This window comes from Ideonella sp. (genome assembly GCF_035254525.1).
GTDB lineage: Bacteria > Pseudomonadota > Gammaproteobacteria > Burkholderiales > Burkholderiaceae_C > Ideonella.
The window spans coordinates 1-18,293 of record NZ_DATFAN010000190.1 but is presented as its reverse complement, the minus strand read 5'-3'; the positions used below and the strand labels follow the sequence as shown (position 1 = coordinate 18,293).

The window sequence follows — 18,293 nt, the reverse complement described above, 5'->3', positions numbered from 1 at the left end:
GAACAGGCCGCCGTTGGCGTCGAAGGCCGCCGCGTAGAGGATCGCGTCCTCGGTGCCCAGGAAGCGCGCGATGCGGGCCTCGAGCGTCTTGTGGATGTCCTGCGTGCCGCAGATGAAGCGCACCGAGCTCAGGCCGTAGCCATGGGTGCGCAGGGCTTCGTGCGCGGCTTCGATGACCGCCGGGTGGCTCGACAGGCCGAGGTAGTTGTTGGCACACAGGTTGATCACCTCGCGCCCGTCGGCCGTGCGCACGTGGGCGCCCTGCGGCGTGGCGATCACCCGCTCGGCCTTGTACAGGCCCGCTTCGCGGATGCCCTGCAGCTCGCTGCGCAGGTGGGCAAAGAATTCTTCCGTGCTGGCCATTGTCGTCGTCCTCGTGGAACTGTCTTCGGGCACAATCAGTGTTCGATGATTCTTGCGAAGTTCGATATATCGAACTGGCGTGCAGTATCGTAAACAAGCGACTGCGGGTCAAGCCCCCGGACCATGTCCACGACGAACCGCCCTTCTCATGCCGAACCGCCCCGCGTCGGGGAAACGCTTGCCGCGCTGCGGCAGGACCGCGCGCTGTCGCTCGACGAACTGTCGCGCCAGGCGGGCGTGTCCAAGTCGATGTTGTCGCAGATCGAGAGAAACCAGGCCAACCCCACGGTAGCCGTGGTCTGGCGCCTGGCCAACGCGCTGGGGGTGCCCATGGCCGAACTGCTGGGCGCCGACAAGCCGGCCCAGCCGGCGATCGCCACCGTGCCCTCGCATGCCACGCCCTCGCTGCGCAGCCCGGACGGGCATTGCGAGCTGCGCATCCTCGGCCCGATCGAACTCGCCGGGCAGTTCGAGTGGTACGAGCTGACGGTGCAACCCGGCGGTGCCCTCGAATCCGAACCGCATGAGCCGGGGTCGCGCGAGCACCTGAGCGTGCTCAGCGGCACGCTCGAGGTGCAATCGGCCGAGGCGACGACCCGGCTCAAGGCCGGCGAAACGGCGCGCTACGCCGTCGACCAGCCCCACGCGATCCGCAACCCCGGCAAGGCGGCCGCCCAGGCGCTGCTGGTGGTCGTCCACCCGGCCTGAATCGCGGGCGGCTGCGGCCTCAGGCCAGCAGCTCCGAGAGCATCAACCGGTCCACGCCCGCGCGATCGCGAAACGGCGTCACCCGCTCGTCCGGCTGCAGCAGCAGGCTGTCGACCAGCGGGCCAGCGGGCGTGCGCTCGGGGTCGCACAGCAGCACGAAGCGCTGCGCCCCCTCCTCGTCCAGCCGGGCGAGCCAATCGCGCTGGGTCAGCGTCTCGAGGATGGGCTCGATCTGCAGCGGGTCGATCCGCAGCTGCGCGGCGATCTGCATCGCATCGACACCGCGCTGCTCGCTGCGCCGCGCGGCCGCCAGCACGCCCAGCACCGCCAGCGCGAGGCTGAAACGCTGCCCCGGCACATCGACCTGCCTCACCACATGCAACTGCAGGCTGGGCGCGTAGGCGGCGATGACCGCGCCGAGCAGCACGATGACCCAGCCGGTGTACATCCACAGCAGGAAGATCGGCGCGGTCGCGAAGGCGCCGTAGACGGCCGAATAGGAACCGACCGACGACACGTACCAGCCCAGCACGCGCTTGGCCACCTCGAAGCCCGCGGCGACGAACACCGCCCCGGCCGCCGCATGACGCCATCGCACATGGGTGTTGGGCACATAGTGGAACAGGCCCGCCATCGTGGCGGCCAGCAGCCCGAACTCGACGATGTCCAGCGCGAGCCGCACGCCCCCCGGCATCGCCCCGACGAGGCCGCGCGAGGCCGAGATCGCATAGCTGGTCAGGCTCAGGCTCAGGCCCAGCACCAGGGGCCCGAGCGTGATCGCGGCCCAGTAGACCAGCACGCGCTGGGCGATCGGCCGCGGCTTGCGCACGCGCCAGATCGCGTTGAGCGTCCGGTCGATCGTCATCATCAGGGTCAGCGCGCTGACGACCAGCACGATCAGGCCCGCCGAGCCCAGCTTGTGGGCCTTGCTGGCAAACTGGTTCAGCGCACCCAGCACCGGCTTGGCGATGTTGTCGGGCACCAGGCTCTGCAGGAAGTACTTCTGCAACGCATCCTGGAAACTCGAGAACATCGGAAACGCCGTGAAGATCGCCAGAGCGACCGTCAGCAGCGGCACCAGGGCGATCAGCGTGGTGAAGGTCAGGCTGCCGGCCACCTGGCCGAGACGGTCTTCGCGAAAGCGCAGCCGCAGCGTGCGCAGGGTGTCGAACCAAGGCCAGTCGCGCAGCGTGTCGAGCGCATCGGCCACGATCCGCTGCCAGCCCTTGCGCAGGGCATGAGTCGAAATCATGGCGGCTATGATGCCATCCATGCCTGCGCAGACCTCTCTTTCGGCCCCCGCAGATGGGCCGACGCGGGCCACGCGCGCGCTCGCCGTCGCTCTGCTGGCCGCCCTGATCGCCCTGTGCCTGGGCTGGGAGTTGTGGTGGGCACCGACCGGGCGCGGCACACTGGCCATCAAGGTGCTGCCCCTGCTGCCCACGCTGCCCGGCCTGCTGCGCTTGCGCATGTACACGTACCGCTGGCTGAGCCTGCTGGTCTGGCTGTACGCGGCCGAAGGGCTGGTGCGCATCGGCAGCGAAACCGGCCTCGGTGCCCGGCTGGCGGGCGCCGAGGTGCTGCTGGCCGTCGGCCTGTTCGCCGCCTGCGTGGCCCATGTGCGCTGGCGGCTGAAGCACGCCACCCCTGCCCCCGCCTCGACATGAACGACACCACGAATGAGCGCCTGATGGATGCGCTGCGCGGCCTGGTCGGTGCCTCCCATGTGCTGCAAGGCGTCGGACTCGACGCCTACGAGGTCGACTGGCGCAAGCGCTACCGCGGCCGCGCCTTGGCCGTCGTGCGGCCCGGCAGCACCAGCGAGGTGGCTGCCGTCGTGCGCACCTGCGCGGCTGCCGGCACAGCGCTCGTTCCGCAGGGCGGCAACACCGGCCTGGTCGGCGGCAGCGTGCCGGACGACACCGGCCACCAGGTGCTGCTGAGCCTGACCCGGATGAACCGGATCCGCGAGATCGATGCCGACAACCTGGCGCTGGTCGCCGAAGCAGGCTGCGTGCTGCACACCGTGCAGCAGGCGGCCGACGAGCGCGGCCTGCTGTTTCCCTTGAGCCTGGCGGCCGAAGGCAGCTGCACGATCGGCGGCAACCTGGCCGCCAACGCCGGGGGGACGCAGGTGCTGCGCTATGGCAATGCGCGCGAGCTGTGCCTCGGTCTCGAAGTGGTCATGCCGCAGGGCGAGGTCTGGCATGGCCTGACCGGCCTGCGCAAGAACAACACCGGCTACGACCTGCGCGACCTGTTCATCGGCAGCGAAGGCACGCTGGGGGTGATCACGGCAGCGACGCTGAAGCTGTTCCCGAAGCCGGCCGCGGTGGTCACGGCCCTCGCTTCGTGCCGGTCGGTCGATGCCGCGGTGGGCCTGCTCAACCTCGCGCGGGCTCGGCTGGGCGCCGGGCTGACCGGCTTCGAGCTGATGGAGCGCTTCGCGCTGTCACTCGTCGAGAAGCACTTTCCACAGTTGCCCAGGCCGCTGCCGCAAGCGCCGTGGACGGTGCTGCTGGAGCTGGCCGGTACCGAGGCGGAGGCCGTCGAACGCGAGCGCCTGGCCGCCTTGCTGGAAGCCGCGCTCGAGCAGGAGTTGATCGACGACGCGGTGGTGGCCGAGAGCATCGCCCAGTCGCATGCGCTGTGGCACCTGCGCGAATCGATCCCGCTGGCGCAAAGCGAGGAAGGACTGAACATCAAGCACGACATCGCGCTGCCGGTGTCGGCCATTCCCCGCTTCGTGCCCCACATGGCCCGGCAACTGCAGCAGGCCACGCCCGGCGCGCGGATCGTGTGCTTCGGCCACCTGGGCGACGGCAACCTGCACTACAACCTGCAGGCGCCCGAGGGCGTGGCCGCGGCCGACTTCCTGGCCGCCCACGAAACGGCCATCAATGCCCTGGTCTACGACGAGGTGCAGCGGCTCGGGGGTTCGATCTCGGCGGAGCACGGCATCGGGCGGCTCAAGCGCGAGGAACTGGCCCAGCGCGGCGCACCGGTGGCCCTGGCGATGATGAAGGCGATCAAGGCCGCGCTGGACCCGGCCGGCTTGATGAACCCCGGGCGGGTGATCTGATCGGCCGCGCTCAGTGGGCCGGGCCCTTGAGCGCCGGCGGCACCGGCAGTGCCACGACTTCGATGCCCTCGTCTTCGAGTGCCGCGCGCTCTTCGGGCGTCGCCTGGCCTCGGATGCCGCGGGACTCGGCTTCGCCGTAGTGGATGCGGCGGGCCTCCTCGGGGAAGCGCTCGCCGACGTCCTCGGTCCGCGCCATCACGTGTTTCACCGCCTCGACCCACAGGCTCTGCAGCGTCATCGCCTGGCCCGGCGGCGCGGCGGGCGGCGCCGGCGCCGCAGCCTCGCGCGGAGCTTGCGCGCCGAAGTTCAGCCGAGGGGCGCTCGGCAGGCGCGACACGGCCTTGTCGCCGCACAGCGGGCACTCGACGAGGCCCCGCTCATGCTGCTGAAGGAAGTCGTCCTCCGAGGCGAACCAGCCTTCGAAGCCGTGGCCGTGTGCGCAACGCAGGTCGAGAACCTTCATGCCATGGATTATCGGCCGGTTGCCAGCTCGGCCGCAGGCCGCCAGTCCAGCGCCCAGGTGCCGCAGCGCCACTTTTGCAGCCACATCAGCGCCACCAGGGTCTTGGCATCGGTCAGCTCGCCCCGTGCGGCCAGCCCATCGAGCTGGGCTTCCTCCATGGTGCAGACCTCCAGGAACTCGCCATGGTCCAGTTGCTGCTCGCCCATCGTCAGGCCGCGCGCGAACCAGATCTCGATGCCCTCGGTCGAGTAGGCGATGGCGTTGTGCATGACGGCGGCAAACGCCCATTCCGCAGCGCGGTAGCCGGTTTCCTCGGCCAGTTCGCGGATCGCGCAGACGCCGCTGGGCTCGCCCGGGTCGAGCTTTCCCGCCGGAAACTCCAGCATCACGCGGCCCAGCGGGTGCCGGTACTGGCGCTCCATCACCAGCCGGCCGTCGTCCAGCATCGCCACGACGACCACGGCGCCGGGATGAACGATGTACTCGCGGGTCGCCGTGTCGCCGCCGGGCAGGCGCACCGTGTCGCGCCGCACGTCGAGGAAGTTGCCACGCACGAGCTGCTCGCGCTCGATGGTCGTCTCGACGAGGTGCTCGTCGGGCTCGAGCCGGCGCTGGTCAGTCATGGGGTGATGGCTCGGGATGGCGACGGCGCAGATGGCGCCACACGAAGCCCGGCGAGGCCAATGTGATGAAGAGGCACGCGCCCGCGGCGTAGAACTCCCATCCCTGCGGCGAGCGCTGGCCGATCGATGCTTCCAGCACGCTGCCCAGGCCCCAGGTCAGCCCGGCGTAGACGACCAGCTCGAGCAAGCGCCAGCCGAAGGTCTTTTGCGGCCCCGGCCGCGGCCCCAGCACGAACAGGCGCTCGTTGATGAACGGCAGGTTGGCGGCGACCACCGCCACCACCAGCACCAGCCAGACCGAGGCGGTCTGCGTCACGACCCGAGCGCGAGGTCAGCCAACCAGCGCGCGCACGACGACATCACGGCACAAGGCCATCAGGCCGGCCGGCAGCACGCCCAGCAGCAACACCGCCCCGCCGTTGCAGGCCAGCAGCACGCCGACGCCGCCGCGCGACTCGATCGCCGGGGCGCCTGCAGCGGGCTCCTCGAAGTACATGACCTTGACGACCCGCAGGTAATAGTAGGCTGCGATCAGCGACAGCAGCACCGCCACGACGGCCAGCACGATGTAGCCCGCCACGTTGGTCGTGATCAGCGACTGCAGCACCGCGAACTTGGCGTAGAAGCCGACCATCGGCGGCACACCGGCCAACGAGAACATGAAGATCGTCATCACGCCGGCCAGCCACGGGCTGCGCTTGCCGAGGCCGGCCAGGTCGCTGACCTCCTCGTTCTCGAAGCCCGCGCGCGACAGCACCATCACCAGGCCGAAGGTGCCCAGCGTGGTCAGCACGTAGGTGACCATGTAGAACATCGCCGAGCTGTAGCCGTTGGCGGCCGACTGGGTGTTCGCATCGATCACGGTCGGCGTCAGGCCCAGCAGCATGAAGCCCAGCTGGCCGATCGCCGAATAGGCCAGCAGGCGCTTCAGGTTGGTCTGCACGATCGCGGCCAGGTTGCCGATGGCCATCGACAGCACGGACAACACGATCAGCATCTGCTGCCAGTCGTGCGCCAGCCCGGTCAGGCCCTCGACAAGCAAACGGATCGCGATCGCGAAGGCGGCCAGCTTCGGCGCGCCGGCGATCATCAGCGTGACGGCCGTCGGGGCGCCCTGGTAGACGTCGGGCACCCACATGTGGAAGGGCACGACGCCGAGCTTGAAGCCCAGGCCCGCCACGATGAACACGACGCCGAAGGTCAGCACCGTGGCATTGATCTGGCCGGTCTGGATGGCGTTGAACACCTCGGGCAGGTCGAGCGAGCGCGTCGCGCCGTATAGCATCGACATCCCGTAGAGCAGGAAGCCGCTGGCCAGCGCGCCGAGCACGAAGTACTTCATCGCCGCTTCGGTGGCCACCGCATGGTCGCGCCGCAGTGCGGCAAGCGCATACAGCGACAGGCTCATCAACTCCAGGCCGACGTAGATGACCAGGAAGTTGTTGGCCGAGATCATCACCGAGATGCCTAGCAGCACGAACATCGCCAGTGTGAAGAACTCACCCTTGAGCAACTCGCGCTCACCGATGTAGGGCCCGGCATAGGCCAGTGTCAGCATCATCGCCAGCGCCGCGCACAGCGCCAGCATGTGGCCCATCGGGTCGGAAACGACCAGGCCTTGCATGCCGTAGACCGAGGCCGCCGCACCCTCGGCGCCGAGGCCGACCTGCAGTGCCATCGCGTGCATCACGGCCACCGCGGCCAGCGATGCCTGGGTCAGCCAGAAGGTGAGACGACGCTTGGGGTCGGTGACGGTCAGGTCGACCAGCGCCACCACGCAGGCGGCGACCAGCAGCAGGATCTCGGGGTAGACGACGAGCCAGTTCATTTGATTCATGGGAACACTCCGGCGACGGCGTCAGGGCTGCGCGGTGAGCTTGGGCAGCTTGGACTCCGCCACGTGCTGCAGCAACTCGTTCACCGAGGTGTGCATCACGTCGGTGAAGGGCTTGGGGTACAGGCCCATGGCCAGCACCGAGACGGCCAGCATCGCCATCATCAGGAATTCGCGAGCGCTGAGGTCGTTCAGCTCCTTCACGTGGCCGTTGGCCACATCACCGAAGTAGACGCGCTTGTACATCCACAGCGTGTAGGCGGCGCCGAAGATCAGCGCGGTGGCGGCCAGCGCGCCAAGCCAGAAGTTCACCTTGACCGTGCCGAGGATCACCATCCACTCGCCGATGAAGCCGGCGGTGCCCGGCAGACCGCAATTGGCCATCGCGAAGAACAGCGCAAAGGCCGCGAACCGGGGCATCGTGTTGACCACGCCGCCATAGGAGGCGATCTCGCGCGAATGGACGCGGTCGTACAGCACACCGATCGAGAGGAACATCGCGCCGGAGACGAAGCCGTGCGAGATCATCTGCACCAGGCCGCCCGAGACGCCGAGTTCGTTGAAGATGAAGAAGCCCAGCGTCACGAAGCCCATGTGGGCGATCGACGAATACGCCACCAGCTTCTTCATGTCCTGCTGCACCAGCGCCACCAGGCCGATGTAGATCACCGCGATCAGGCTCAGGGCGATGATGAACCAGGCGTATTCGTGGCTCGCGTCCGGCGCGATCGGCAGCGAGAAGCGCAGGAAGCCGTAGGCCCCGAGCTTCAGCATGATTGCGGCCAGCACCACCGAGCCGCCGGTCGGCGCCTCGACGTGGGCATCGGGCAACCAGGTGTGAACCGGCCACATCGGCACCTTGACCGAGAAGGCAGCCAGGAACGCGAAGAACAGCAATGCCTGCGCGTTCATCGGCAACGGCAGCTTGTGCCAGGCCAGGATGTCGAAGCTGCCGCCCGACTTGTAGTACAGGTAGATCAACGCCACCAGCATCAGCAGGGAGCCGAGCAGCGTGTAGAGGAAGAACTTGAACGCTGCATAGACACGCCGCGGCCCGCCCCAGACGCCGATGATGATGTACATCGGGATCAGCGTGGCCTCGAAGAAGACGTAGAACAGCAGGCCATCGACCGCCGCGAACACGCCGACCATCAGGCCCGACAGGATCAGGAAGGCTCCCATGTACTGGTGGGCGCGGTCGGTGATCACCTCCCAGCCGGCGATCACGACGATGACGGTGATGAAGGCCGTCAACAGCACGAACCAGACCGAGATGCCATCCACGCCCAGGTGGTAGCGCACGTTGAAGCGCTCGATCCAGGTGATGTTCTCCTGGAACTGCATCGCGGCGGTGCCGGGGTCGAAGCCGGTGACCAGCGGCAGCGTGACGAGAAAGCTCAGGACCGCGCCGACCAGCGCGAGCCAGCGCGACGCGCCGGGGTTGCTGTCACGCCCCACGGCCAGCAGCACGACGCCGAAGGCGATCGGCATCCAGATGGCAACGCTCAAAAGACCCATTGTTGTTCTCCGCCCTCTTCGTTCAGTGAGCGATGACGCTCAGCAGATAGGGCCACAGTTGCCATGTCATGAGGCAGAAGATGCCCAGCACCATCACCAGGGCATACCAGGAGAGGTAGCCGGTCTGGATGGTGCGAACCACGCCGGAAACGGCGCCCACCGTTCTGGCCGAGCCGTTGATGATGCCGTCGATCACGCCGACGTCACCACCCTTCCACAGCCCGCGGCCCAGCGCGCGCGCCGCGGCCGCGATGATGTTCTCGTTGATCCAGTCCATGTAGTACTTGTTCTCGAGGACCTTGACGATCGGGGCTAAGGTGCGGCCGATCGCCACCGGGATGCCGGGCTTCACGAGGTAGAAGACGTAGGCTGTGACCACGCCGGCCAGCGCCAGCCAGAACGGCAGCGAGGTGAAGGCGTGCAACGCCATCGCGGTAGCCCCGTGAAACTCGTGCGCGAGCTCTTCCATCGCCGGGTGCAACTCGTTGTTCACGACAATGGCACCTTGGAAGAAGTCGCCGAACAACATCGGCTGGATCGTCAGGAAACCGATCACGACGGACGGGATCGCCAGCAGCAGCAATGGCGCGGTCACCACCCAGGGTGATTCGTGCGGCACGTGCACCTCGCTGTGGTTACCGGGCTCCTCGTGCGCACCGTGGTCCTCCGGCGGGAACGGCTTGTGATGGAAGCGCTCCTTGCCGTGGAAGACGAGAAAGTACATCCGGAACGAGTAGAAGGCCGTGACGAACACGCCCGCGGCGACCGCAAAGTAGGCGAAACCAGCGCCGGCCAGGTGGCTGGCATGCACCGCCTCGATGATCGAATCCTTCGAGTAGAAGCCGGCGAAGAACGGCGTGCCGATCAGCGCCAGGGAGCCCAGCAGCGAGGTGATCCAGGTCAGCGGCATGTACTTGCGCAGGCCGCCCATGTTGCGGATGTCCTGGTCGTGGTGCATGCCGATGATCACCGAGCCGGCGGCCAGGAACAGCAGCGCCTTGAAGAAGGCGTGGGTCATCAAGTGGAACACCGCTACCGAGTAGGCCGAAGCGCCCAGCGCGACCGTCATGTAGCCGAGCTGCGACAGCGTCGAGTACGCGACCACGCGCTTGATGTCGTTCTGAATGATGCCGAGGAAGCCCATGAACAGGGCCGTGATCGCACCGATCACCATCACGAAGCTCAAGGCGGTGTCCGACAGCTCGAACAGCGGCGACATACGGGTGACCATGAAGATGCCGGCCGTCACCATCGTTGCCGCATGGATCAGTGCCGAGATCGGGGTCGGGACTTCCATCGAATCGGGCAGCCAGACGTGCAGCGGGAACTGCGCGCTCTTGCCCATAGCGCCGATGAACAGGCAGATGCAGGTCACCGTCAGCAGCATCCAGTCGCCGCCGAACAGCGGCAGCGGGAATGCGAGTCTGGCGAGCTCGCCGGCCTTGCCGAAGACCTCGGCGTAATTCAGCGAGTTGGTGAACGCGACGATCAGGCCGATGCCGAGGATGAAACCGAAGTCGCCGACACGATTGACCAGGAAGGCCTTCAGGTTGGCGAAGATCGCGGTCGGCTTCTTGTACCAGAAGCCGATCAGCAGGTAGGACACCAAGCCCACCGCTTCCCAGCCGAAGAACAATTGCAGGAAGTTGTTGCTCATGACCAGCATGAGCATCGAGAAGGTGAACAGCGAGATGTAGGAGAAGAAACGCTGGTAGCCCGGGTCTCCCTCCATGTAGCCGATGGTGTAGATGTGCACCATCAGCGACACGAAGGTCACGACGCACATCATCATCGCGGTCAGGCCGTCGATGAGGAAGCCGACCTCCATCTTCAGGCCGCCGAGGTTCATCCACTCGTAGACGGTGGCGTCGAAGCGCGCGCCGTCCTGCACGACCGACTTCAGCACCATCGCCGAGACGATGAACGAGATCAGCACGCCGAGGATGGTGACGATGTGGGCGCCGCGCCGGCCGACCGCCTTGCCGAACAGGCCGGCGATGAGGGAGCCGGCCAGCGGCGCCAGCGGCACGATCAGGAGCAGGTTCTGGGAGAGTTGTGCAGACATCGTGTTCTCTTCTTCATCAACCCTTCAGGGAATCCAGCTCGTCGACCGCAATCGTCGCGCGGTTGCGAAACAGCACGACCAGGATCGCCAGGCCGATCGCCGATTCGGCGGCTGCCACCGTGAGGATGAAGAACACGAACACCTGGCCGGCCATGTCGCCCAGGTAGTGCGAGAAGGCGACGAAGTTCATGTTGACGGCCAGCAGCATCAGCTCGATGGCCATCAGCAGCACGATCAGGTTGCGCCGGTTCATGAAGATGCCGACCACCGACAGCGCGAACAGGATGCCGCCCAGCGTCAGGTAGTGGCCAAGGGTGATGGTGCCGGCGATCATGCGACCCCCTTGGCGCTGCGCGCCGTCCCCCCGAGGGGGAATTCGTCCTTGAGACGGCTCTGCGGACTCATGCCTGGCCTCCTTCCACAGTCTTGGGCACGGCCGGGGCTTCGATGGTCGGCGGCATCTTGACCAGGCGGACCCGGTCGGCGCGCTTGACGCGGACCTGCTCCGACGGGTTCTGGTAGCGGCTGTCCTTGCGCTTGCGCAGCGTCAGCGCGATGGCGGCGATGATCGCGACCAGCAGCAGCACGGCAGCGACCTGCAGCGGGTACAGGTACTGCGTATAGACCTCGACGCCGAGGGCACGGGTGTTTCCGAGCTGCACCACGGCCGGCTCGAACGCCTTGGCCTGCGGCAGGTTGAAGCCGGTCTTCAGCACCAGCGCCATCTCGAGCGCGATCAGCACGCCGATGAAGGCCGCGAGCGGAAAGTGCGTCCAGAAGCCCTCGCGCATGCTGTCTGTGTTGATGTCGAGCATCATCACGACGAACAGGAACAGCACCATCACGGCGCCGACATAGACCAGCACCAATGCGATCGCGAGGAACTCGGCCTTCAGCAACATCCACACGCAGGCGGCATTGAAGAAGGCCAGCACCAGGTACAGCGCGGCGTGCACCGTGCTTCGCGCGGTGACGACCCGGAAGGCCGACACAAGCAGCACGGCGGAGAACAGGTAAAACAGGGCGGAGGTGGTATCCATCTTTGTTGCGCGTGATCGACCGCTTGTTCAGCGGTACTTCGCGTCGGCCTCCTTGTTGGCGGCAATTTCCTTCTCGTACCGGTCACCGACGGCCAGCAGCATGTCCTTGGTGAAGTACAGGTCGCCGCGCTTTTCGCCGTGGTATTCGAAGATGTGGGTCTCGACGATCGAGTCGACCGGGCAGCTTTCTTCGCAGAAGCCGCAGAAGATGCATTTGGTCAGGTCGATGTCGTAGCGGGTCGTTCGGCGCGAGCCGTCCGCACGGACGTCCGATTCGATCGTGATCGCCATGGCGGGGCAGACCGCCTCGCACAGCTTGCAGGCGATGCAGCGCTCTTCCCCGTTCTCGTAGCGCCGCAGCGCATGCAACCCGCGGAAGCGCGGCGACAGCGGCGTCTTCTCTTCCGGGAACTGCACCGTGATCGTGGGCGACAGGAAGTGGCGCCCGGTGAGCATCAGGCCCTTCCACAGCTCGATCAGCAGGAAGCTGGAGAAGACGTCTTTGATAGAGGCGACAGCAGACATGGTGTTACTGCCAGATGTTGAACGGTGACTGGATCCACAGACCCACGACGACCAGCCACACCAGCGTGACGGGAATGAAGATCTTCCAGCCCAGACGCATGATCTGGTCGTAGCGGAAGCGGGGGAACGTGGCGCGCACCCACAGGAACATGGTGACGACCGCGAACAACTTGATGCCCAGCCAGATCCAGCCGGGGATGAAGTCGAGGAACGCGAACGGGCTCAGCCACCCGCCGAGGAACATCAGCACGGTCAGCATCGAGACCAGCCACATGTTGGCGTACTCGGCCAGGAAGAACATCGCGAAGGCCATGCCCGAGTACTCGATCATGTGGCCGGCAACGATTTCCGACTCGCCTTCGACCACGTCGAAGGGGTGGCGGTTGGTCTCGGCCAGGCCCGAGATGAAGTAGACGAGGAAGATCGGCAGCAGCGGCAGCCAGTTCCAGGACAGGAAGCCAGCACCGTGCGAGGCGGCCACGCCCTTCGCCTGGCCCATGACGATGTCGGTCATGTTCAGGCTGCCGGTCACCATCAGCACCACCACCAGCGCGAAGCCCATGGCGATCTCGTAGCTCACCATCTGCGCCGAGGCACGCAGCGCGCCCAGGAAGGCGTACTTCGAGTTCGAGGCCCAGCCGGCGATGATCACGCCGTAGACCTCCATCGAGGTGATGGCCATCAGGAACAGCAGACCCGCATTGATGTTGGCCACCGCCACATCGGGGCCGAAGGGGATCACCGCCCAGGCAGCCAGGGCCGGCATGATGGTCAGGACCGGCGCCAGGAAGAACAGCCCTTTGTTCGCAGCGGTCGGGCGGATGATCTCCTTGAAGATCAGCTTGACCGCATCGGCGATCGGCGTCAGCAGGCCATAGGGGCCGACGCGATTCGGGCCCGGGCGGATCTGGGACCAACCGATGGCCTTGCGCTCCCACAGCGTGAGGTAGGCCACCAGGCCCATCAGCGGGGCAACGACGACCACGATCTTGATCAGCGACCAGACGATGGGCCAGGCCACGCCGCCCATCAGGTTCAGGCCTGCTTGGTTGAAGCTTTCGATCATGAGGAGATTTCCTGGTCCTGCTTCTGCGCTCAGGCGGCTTCGACGGTGATGGGGCCGAACATCGCACCCAAGGTGGCGGTGTCAGCGTGGCCCGCCGGGACGCGAACGACGTTGTTCGCCAACGTGGCATCCAGCCTCGCTGGCAGCACCGCCGAAGCCTGGCCTTGCGATACGCGCACCTTGGCGCCCTCTTGCAGGCCGAGCTGGCTCCACAGCGCTTGCGGCAAGCTGGCGACGGGCGACTTCGCGTCGGTCGTCAGTTGCAGCGATGAGGCGCGGCGCACCAGGCTGTCGGCGGCGTAGATCGGCACGTCGGCCAGGCGCTGCGGCCCGCTGGCGGCGCCCTGACCGGGTTGCAGGCTGGCGGTGGTGCGGTTGGACAGGCGCTGTGCCAGCGTGGTCGTGTCGCCCAACGCGTCGGCGCGCACCTCCTCGACCGACTCGTGGCCGAAGCCGGCCAGGCCCAACAGGTTGCCCAGCACACGCAACACCTTCCAAGCTGGGCGGCTGTCACCCAGCGCACGCACGACGCCATGGAAGGATTGCAGGCGACCATCGGCGTTCACGAAGCTGCCACCCGTCTCGGTGAACGGTGCGATCGGCAGCAGCACGTCGGCGTTGTCGACCGCGGCATCCTTGAACGGCGTCAACGCGACGACCAGGCCACTGCCTTGCAGCGCCGCGCGGGCCGCGGCCGCGTTGGCCGCGTCGAGCACCGGCTCGACATTCAGCAGCAGCAGCGCCTTCATCGGCTGGCTCAGCATCTGGCCGGCATTCAGGCCACCTTGCTGCGGCTGTGCGCCGACGAGCTGCGCGCCGACGCGGTTGGCGCCGTCGGTCAGGAAGCCGACGCTGGCGCCGGTCTGCTCGCCCAGCCAGTTGGCCAGCGCCAGCAGTGTCGAGGCTTGCGGGTGCTGCGCAGCGGCGTTGCCGAGCAGGATCGCCTTGCGCTCGCCCGACATCAGCGCCTGCGCAACCGCTTCGGCCTGCGGCGACACCATCGCCTGCGCCGGCGCCGCGATACCGCGCGCGGTGGCGACGTAGCCGGCCACATCGGCCAGCGCCTGGGCCCAGTACGTCGGCGCGGCCGTGACGCGCGCGGCCACCGGCAGCGCCCAATCGTCGGCAACGGCACCCAGGCTCATGACGCGGGCGCCGTGGCGCGCCGCCTGGCGGATGCGTTGCGCGAACAGCGGATGGTCCTTGCGCAGGAACGAACCCACGACGAACACGCGGTCCAGCTTGGACAGCGAAGCGATCGAGGTGCCGAGCCACTGCGCGCCCTCGCCCACCGTGAAATCGGAGTGGCGAACGCGATGGTCGATGTTGTCACTGCCCAGGCCGCGCACGAGCTTGGCCAGCAGGTGCAGCTCCTCGACGGTGCTGTGCACGCTTCCGAGAGCGCCGATGCTTTCTGCGCCGAACTCGACCTTCACGCGCTTCAGGCCGTCGGCCACGTAGCCGAGCGCAGTGTTCCAGTCCACCGGCTGCCACTGGCCGCCCTGCTTGATCATCGGCTGCGTCAGGCGCTCGGGGCTGTTCAGGGCCTCGTAGCTGAAACGGTCACGGTCGGCGATCCAGCATTCGTTGACGTCTTCGTTTTCGAGCGGCAGGACGCGCATCACCTGGTTGTTCTTGACCTGCACGACCAGGTTCGAACCGGTCGAATCGTGCGGGCTGACGCTCTTGCGGCGCGACAGCTCCCAGGTGCGTGCCGAGTAGCGGAAGGGCTTGCTGGTGAGCGCACCGACCGGGCACAGGTCGATCATGTTGCCCGACAGCTCGGAGTCGACTGTCTTGCCGACGAAGGTCGTGATCTCGGAGTGCTCGCCGCGGTGCTGCATGCCGAGTTCCATGATCCCGGCCACTTCCTGGCCGAAACGGACGCAACGCGTGCAGTGGATGCAGCGCGTCATCTCCTCCATCGAGATCAGCGGGCCGACGTTCTTGTGGAAGACGACGCGCTTTTCTTCCTGGTAGCGCGAGGCCGAAGCGCCGTAGCCGACCGCCAGATCCTGCAACTGGCATTCGCCGCCCTGGTCGCAGATGGGGCAGTCCAGCGGGTGGTTGATGAGCAGGAACTCCATCACCGACTGCTGGGCCTTGACCGCCTTGTCGCTCTTGGTGCGAACGATCATGCCCTGGGTCACCGGCGTCGCGCAGGCCGGCATCGGCTTGGGCGCCTTTTCCACCTCGACCAGGCACATGCGGCAGTTGGCCGCGATCGACAGCTTCTTGTGATAGCAGAAGTGGGGAATGTAGGTGCCCGCGGCGTCGGCCGCATGCATCACCATGCTGCCTTCGATGACGCTGACCTTCTTGCCGTCGAGTTCGATTTCAACCATGTTGGAAGTTCTCAGACGTACGACCCGACCATGCAGGTCTTGTGCTCGACGTGGTACGCGAATTCGTCGCGGAAGTGCTTGAGCATGCCGCGCACCGGCATCGCCGCCGCGTCGCCGAGCGCGCAGATCGTGCGGCCCATGATGTTCTCGGCCACGTTGTCCAGCAGCGCCAGGTCGTCCGCGCGACCCTCGCCGTGCTCGATGCGATTGACCACGCGCCACAGCCAGCCGGTGCCTTCGCGGCAGGGGGTGCATTGGCCGCAGGACTCGTGGGTGTAGAAGTAGCTCAGGCGCAGCAGGCTCTTGACCATGCAGCGGGTGTCGTCCATCACGATGACCGCCCCCGAGCCGAGCATCGAGCCGGCCTTGGCGATGGAGTCATAGTCCATCGTGCAGTCCATCATCGTGCCGGCGGGCAGGACCGGGGCCGACGAGCCGCCGGGGATCACCGCCTTGAGCTTCTTGCCGCCCTTCACGCCGCCGGCCAGCTCCAGCAGCTTCGCGAACGGCGTGCCCATCGGGACTTCGTAGTTTCCGGGGCGTTCGACGTCACCGACCATCGAGAAGATCTTGGTACCGCCGTTGTTCGGCTTGCCGCACTCGAGGTAGGCCTGGCCGCCGTTGCGGATGATCCAGGGCACCGCGGCGAACGTCTCGGTGTTGTTGATGGTCGTCGGCTTGCCGTACAGGCCGAAGCTGGCCGGGAACGGCGGCTTGAAGCGCGGCTGGCCCTTCTTGCCTTCGAGCGACTCGAGCAGCGCGGTCTCTTCGCCGCAGATGTAGGCGCCGAAGCCGTGGTGCGCGTGAAGCTGGAAGCTGAAGTTGCTGCCGAGGATATGGTTGCCCAGCAGGCCCGCCGCCCTCGCCTCTTCCAGCGCCGCTTCGAAGCGGTCGTAGACCTCGAAGATCTCGCCGTGAATGTAGTTGTAGCCGACCGAGATGCCCATCGCGTAGGCAGCGATGGCCATGCCCTCGATCACGATGTGCGGGTTGTAGCGAAGGATGTCGCGGTCCTTGCAGGTGCCCGGCTCGCCCTCGTCGGAGTTGCACACGAGGTACTTCTGGCCCGGGAAGGCCCGCGGCATGAAGCTCCACTTCAGGCCGGTCGGGAAGCCTGCGCCCCCGCGGCCGCGCAGGCCGGAACCCTTGACCTCGGCAATCACCTGGTCGGGCGTCATCGGCTCGCCGCCGTCGAGGCCCAGCACCTTGCGCAACGCCTGGTAGCCGCCGCGGGCCTGATAATCGGCCAGGCGCCAGTTGCCGCCGTTCAGGCCGGCGTAGATCTGCGCACCGATGTGGCGATCGTGGAAGCAGGTTTCCTGGCCCTTGGCCTGGAAGCGGGAGAGATCGAGCGCCATGGCGTCAGGCCACCTTTCCTTCTTCCGCACGGATCAACGCGAGCATTTCGTCCAGCTTCGCCGCGCTCATGTAGCTCAGCATCTGGCGGTCGTTGACCAGCATCACCGGCGCGTCGGCGCAGGCGCCGAGGCATTCGCACTTGGCCACGGTGAACAGGCCGTCGGCTGTGGTGCCGCCGTCCTCGACACCCAGCGACTGGCACAGGTGCTCCAGCGCCTTCTGGCCGTCGCGCAGTTGGCACGGCAGGTTGGTGCAGACGTTCAGCTTGTACTTGCCGACCGGCTGCTGGTTGTACATGTTGTAGAAGGTCGTGACCTCGCTCACCGCGATCGCCGGCATGCCGAGGTACTCGGCGATGTCGGCTTCAGCCTCGGCCGAGACCCAGCCCTGCTCCTGCTGCACGATGGCCAGGCAGGCCATCACGGCCGACTGCTTCTGCTCGGCCGGATACTTCGCCACCTCTTTGGCGAAGCGGGCCTTGGTCGATTCACTCAAGCTCATCGATCGATCTCGCCAAACACGATGTCCATGGTGCCGATCACCGCCACCGCGTCGGCGATCATGTGGCCCCGCGCCATTTCATCCAGCGATGCCAGATGGGCGAAGCCAGGGGCGCGGATCTTCATCCGGTACGGCTTGTTGGCGCCGTCGCTGACCAGGTAGATGCCGAACTCGCCCTTCGGGTGCTCCACCGCCGCATAGGCCTCGCCCTCGGGCACGTGGAAGCCTTCGGTGAAGAGCTTGAAGTGGTGGATCAGCTCTTCCATGCTGGACTTCATGTCCAGGCGCGAAGGCGGCGCCACCTTGTGGTTGTCGGTGATGACCGGGCCGGGGTTCTTGCGCAGCCAGTCGACACACTGCTTGATGATGCGGTTGGACTGGCGAAGCTCCTCGATGCGCACGAGGTAGCGGTCGTAGGTGTCGCCGTTCACGCCCACCGGCACGTCGAAGTCCATCTCGGCGTAGACCTCGTAGGGCTGGGTCTTGCGCAGATCCCACGCGAAGCCGGAGCCACGCAGCATCGGGCCCGTGAAGCCGAGATTCAGCGCACGCTCGGGCGAGACCACGCCGATGCCGACGGTGCGCTGCTTCCAGATGCGGTTATCGGTCAGCAGCGTCTCGTAGTCGTCGACGTTCTTCGGGAAGCGGTTGCAGAAGTCCTCGATGAAGTCGAGCAGCGAGCCCTGGCGGTTCTCGTTCAGGCGCTTGATCGCGCGCTCGTTCTTGATCTTGCTGACCTGGTACTGCGGCATCACGTCCGGCAGGTCACGGTAGACGCCGCCGGGGCGGTAGTAGGCGGCG

19 protein-coding genes are annotated in these 18,293 nt (G+C 66.6%); 3 read left to right on the top strand and 16 right to left on the bottom strand.

Annotated features, from left to right (window positions below):
* Positions 1-363, bottom strand: a 363-nt coding sequence (locus VJ693_RS20770; protein WP_324157337.1) for an aminotransferase class I/II-fold pyridoxal phosphate-dependent enzyme, incomplete at its 3' end; no start/stop codon positions are given.
* Positions 364-486: 123 nt separating this feature from the next.
* On the opposite strand from VJ693_RS20770, the gene VJ693_RS20765 reads away from it, so the two are divergent.
* Positions 487-1,071 (top strand): XRE family transcriptional regulator, encoded by a 585-nt coding sequence (locus VJ693_RS20765; RefSeq protein ID WP_324157335.1) that lies wholly within the window; start codon positions 487-489, stop codon positions 1,069-1,071.
* 19 nt (positions 1,072-1,090) lie between these two features.
* Here the strand turns inward: VJ693_RS20765 and VJ693_RS20760 are convergent, their stop codons facing one another.
* On the bottom strand, positions 1,091-2,323 hold the full coding sequence (locus VJ693_RS20760) for a YihY family inner membrane protein (protein ID WP_324157333.1): 1,233 nt from the start codon (positions 2,321-2,323) through the stop codon (positions 1,091-1,093).
* Between the two features lie 19 nt (positions 2,324-2,342).
* On the opposite strand from VJ693_RS20760, the gene VJ693_RS20755 reads away from it, so the two are divergent.
* A complete protein-coding gene (locus tag VJ693_RS20755; protein ID WP_324157331.1) occupies positions 2,343-2,738 on the top strand; it encodes a DUF2069 domain-containing protein in 396 nt (131 codons plus the stop codon).
* Positions 2,735-4,153 (top strand): FAD-binding oxidoreductase, encoded by a 1,419-nt coding sequence (locus VJ693_RS20750; RefSeq protein WP_324157329.1) that lies wholly within the window; start codon positions 2,735-2,737, stop codon positions 4,151-4,153. Before VJ693_RS20755 ends, VJ693_RS20750 begins: the two co-directional genes overlap by 4 nt.
* Positions 4,154-4,163: 10 nt before the next feature.
* Here VJ693_RS20750 and VJ693_RS20745 read toward each other — a convergent pair whose 3' ends face one another.
* The 14 genes from VJ693_RS20745 to VJ693_RS20680 form a co-directional block, all read right to left on the bottom strand.
* Positions 4,164-4,616, bottom strand: coding sequence for a DUF1178 family protein (locus VJ693_RS20745; RefSeq protein ID WP_324157327.1), 453 nt, complete (start codon positions 4,614-4,616; stop codon positions 4,164-4,166).
* 8 nt (positions 4,617-4,624) lie between these two features.
* Positions 4,625-5,239, bottom strand: coding sequence for an NUDIX hydrolase (locus tag VJ693_RS20740; RefSeq protein WP_324157325.1), 615 nt, complete (start codon positions 5,237-5,239; stop codon positions 4,625-4,627).
* Positions 5,232-5,555 carry a DUF2818 family protein gene (locus tag VJ693_RS20735; RefSeq protein WP_324157324.1) on the bottom strand — a complete coding sequence of 108 codons (324 nt, stop codon included), beginning with the start codon at positions 5,553-5,555 and terminating at the stop codon, positions 5,232-5,234. The genes VJ693_RS20740 and VJ693_RS20735 overlap by 8 nt, the downstream gene beginning before the upstream one ends.
* Positions 5,556-5,570: 15 nt before the next feature.
* A complete protein-coding gene (gene nuoN, locus VJ693_RS20730; protein ID WP_324157322.1) occupies positions 5,571-7,076 on the bottom strand; it encodes an NADH-quinone oxidoreductase subunit NuoN in 1,506 nt (501 codons plus the stop codon).
* Between the two features lie 21 nt (positions 7,077-7,097).
* Positions 7,098-8,591 (bottom strand): NADH-quinone oxidoreductase subunit M, encoded by a 1,494-nt coding sequence (locus tag VJ693_RS20725; RefSeq protein ID WP_324157320.1) that lies wholly within the window; start codon positions 8,589-8,591, stop codon positions 7,098-7,100.
* Between the two features lie 22 nt (positions 8,592-8,613).
* The gene (gene nuoL, locus VJ693_RS20720; protein WP_324157318.1) at positions 8,614-10,656 is read right to left on the bottom strand and encodes an NADH-quinone oxidoreductase subunit L; all 2,043 of its coding nucleotides are present in this window, start codon (positions 10,654-10,656) and stop codon (positions 8,614-8,616) included.
* 16 nt (positions 10,657-10,672) lie between these two features.
* Positions 10,673-10,990: an NADH-quinone oxidoreductase subunit NuoK gene (nuoK, locus tag VJ693_RS20715; RefSeq protein ID WP_324157316.1), complete on the bottom strand. Its 318-nt coding sequence runs from the start codon at positions 10,988-10,990 to the stop codon at positions 10,673-10,675.
* 67 nt (positions 10,991-11,057) lie between these two features.
* Positions 11,058-11,696: an NADH-quinone oxidoreductase subunit J gene (locus tag VJ693_RS20710; protein ID WP_324157315.1), complete on the bottom strand. Its 639-nt coding sequence runs from the start codon at positions 11,694-11,696 to the stop codon at positions 11,058-11,060.
* Between the two features lie 27 nt (positions 11,697-11,723).
* Positions 11,724-12,221 carry an NADH-quinone oxidoreductase subunit NuoI gene (gene nuoI, locus VJ693_RS20705; protein ID WP_324157313.1) on the bottom strand — a complete coding sequence of 166 codons (498 nt, stop codon included), beginning with the start codon at positions 12,219-12,221 and terminating at the stop codon, positions 11,724-11,726.
* 4 nt (positions 12,222-12,225) lie between these two features.
* A complete protein-coding gene (gene nuoH, locus VJ693_RS20700) occupies positions 12,226-13,287 on the bottom strand; it encodes an NADH-quinone oxidoreductase subunit NuoH (RefSeq protein WP_324157312.1) in 1,062 nt (353 codons plus the stop codon).
* A gap of 29 nt (positions 13,288-13,316) precedes the next feature.
* Positions 13,317-15,632 (bottom strand): NADH-quinone oxidoreductase subunit NuoG, encoded by a 2,316-nt coding sequence (nuoG, locus tag VJ693_RS20695; RefSeq protein WP_324157310.1) that lies wholly within the window; start codon positions 15,630-15,632, stop codon positions 13,317-13,319.
* 11 nt (positions 15,633-15,643) lie between these two features.
* Positions 15,644-16,990 carry an NADH-quinone oxidoreductase subunit NuoF gene (gene nuoF / locus VJ693_RS20690; RefSeq protein ID WP_324157308.1) on the bottom strand — a complete coding sequence of 449 codons (1,347 nt, stop codon included), beginning with the start codon at positions 16,988-16,990 and terminating at the stop codon, positions 15,644-15,646.
* A 4-nt stretch (positions 16,991-16,994) separates the two neighbouring features.
* Positions 16,995-17,492, bottom strand: coding sequence for an NAD(P)H-dependent oxidoreductase subunit E (gene nuoE, locus VJ693_RS20685; protein WP_324157306.1), 498 nt, complete (start codon positions 17,490-17,492; stop codon positions 16,995-16,997).
* Positions 17,489-18,293 (bottom strand): NADH-quinone oxidoreductase subunit D (locus VJ693_RS20680; protein ID WP_324157304.1); only part of this gene is annotated, 805 nt, incomplete at its 5' end. The genes VJ693_RS20680 and nuoE, both read right to left, overlap by 4 nt.

Bases quoted from the DNA above. Each gene is read 5' to 3' on its own strand.
- VJ693_RS20765 (WP_324157335.1), top strand. From the start codon at position 487: ATGTCCACGACGAACCGCCCTTCTCATGCCGAACCGCCCCGCGTCGGG.
- VJ693_RS20760 (WP_324157333.1), bottom strand. From the start codon at position 2,323: ATGATTTCGACTCATGCCCTGCGCAAGGGCTGGCAGCGGATCGTGGCC.
- VJ693_RS20755 (WP_324157331.1), top strand. From the start codon at position 2,343: ATGCCTGCGCAGACCTCTCTTTCGGCCCCCGCAGATGGGCCGACGCGG.
- VJ693_RS20750 (WP_324157329.1), top strand. From the start codon at position 2,735: ATGAACGACACCACGAATGAGCGCCTGATGGATGCGCTGCGCGGCCTG.
- VJ693_RS20745 (WP_324157327.1), bottom strand. From the start codon at position 4,616: ATGAAGGTTCTCGACCTGCGTTGCGCACACGGCCACGGCTTCGAAGGC.
- VJ693_RS20740 (WP_324157325.1), bottom strand. From the start codon at position 5,239: ATGACTGACCAGCGCCGGCTCGAGCCCGACGAGCACCTCGTCGAGACG.
- nuoN (WP_324157322.1), bottom strand. From the start codon at position 7,076: ATGAATCAAATGAACTGGCTCGTCGTCTACCCCGAGATCCTGCTGCTG.
- VJ693_RS20725 (WP_324157320.1), bottom strand. From the start codon at position 8,591: ATGGGTCTTTTGAGCGTTGCCATCTGGATGCCGATCGCCTTCGGCGTC.
- nuoL (WP_324157318.1), bottom strand. From the start codon at position 10,656: ATGTCTGCACAACTCTCCCAGAACCTGCTCCTGATCGTGCCGCTGGCG.
- nuoK (WP_324157316.1), bottom strand. From the start codon at position 10,990: ATGATCGCCGGCACCATCACCCTTGGCCACTACCTGACGCTGGGCGGC.
- VJ693_RS20710 (WP_324157315.1), bottom strand. From the start codon at position 11,696: ATGGATACCACCTCCGCCCTGTTTTACCTGTTCTCCGCCGTGCTGCTT.
- nuoI (WP_324157313.1), bottom strand. From the start codon at position 12,221: ATGTCTGCTGTCGCCTCTATCAAAGACGTCTTCTCCAGCTTCCTGCTG.
- nuoH (WP_324157312.1), bottom strand. From the start codon at position 13,287: ATGATCGAAAGCTTCAACCAAGCAGGCCTGAACCTGATGGGCGGCGTG.
- nuoG (WP_324157310.1), bottom strand. From the start codon at position 15,632: ATGGTTGAAATCGAACTCGACGGCAAGAAGGTCAGCGTCATCGAAGGC.
- nuoF (WP_324157308.1), bottom strand. From the start codon at position 16,990: ATGGCGCTCGATCTCTCCCGCTTCCAGGCCAAGGGCCAGGAAACCTGC.
- nuoE (WP_324157306.1), bottom strand. From the start codon at position 17,492: ATGAGCTTGAGTGAATCGACCAAGGCCCGCTTCGCCAAAGAGGTGGCG.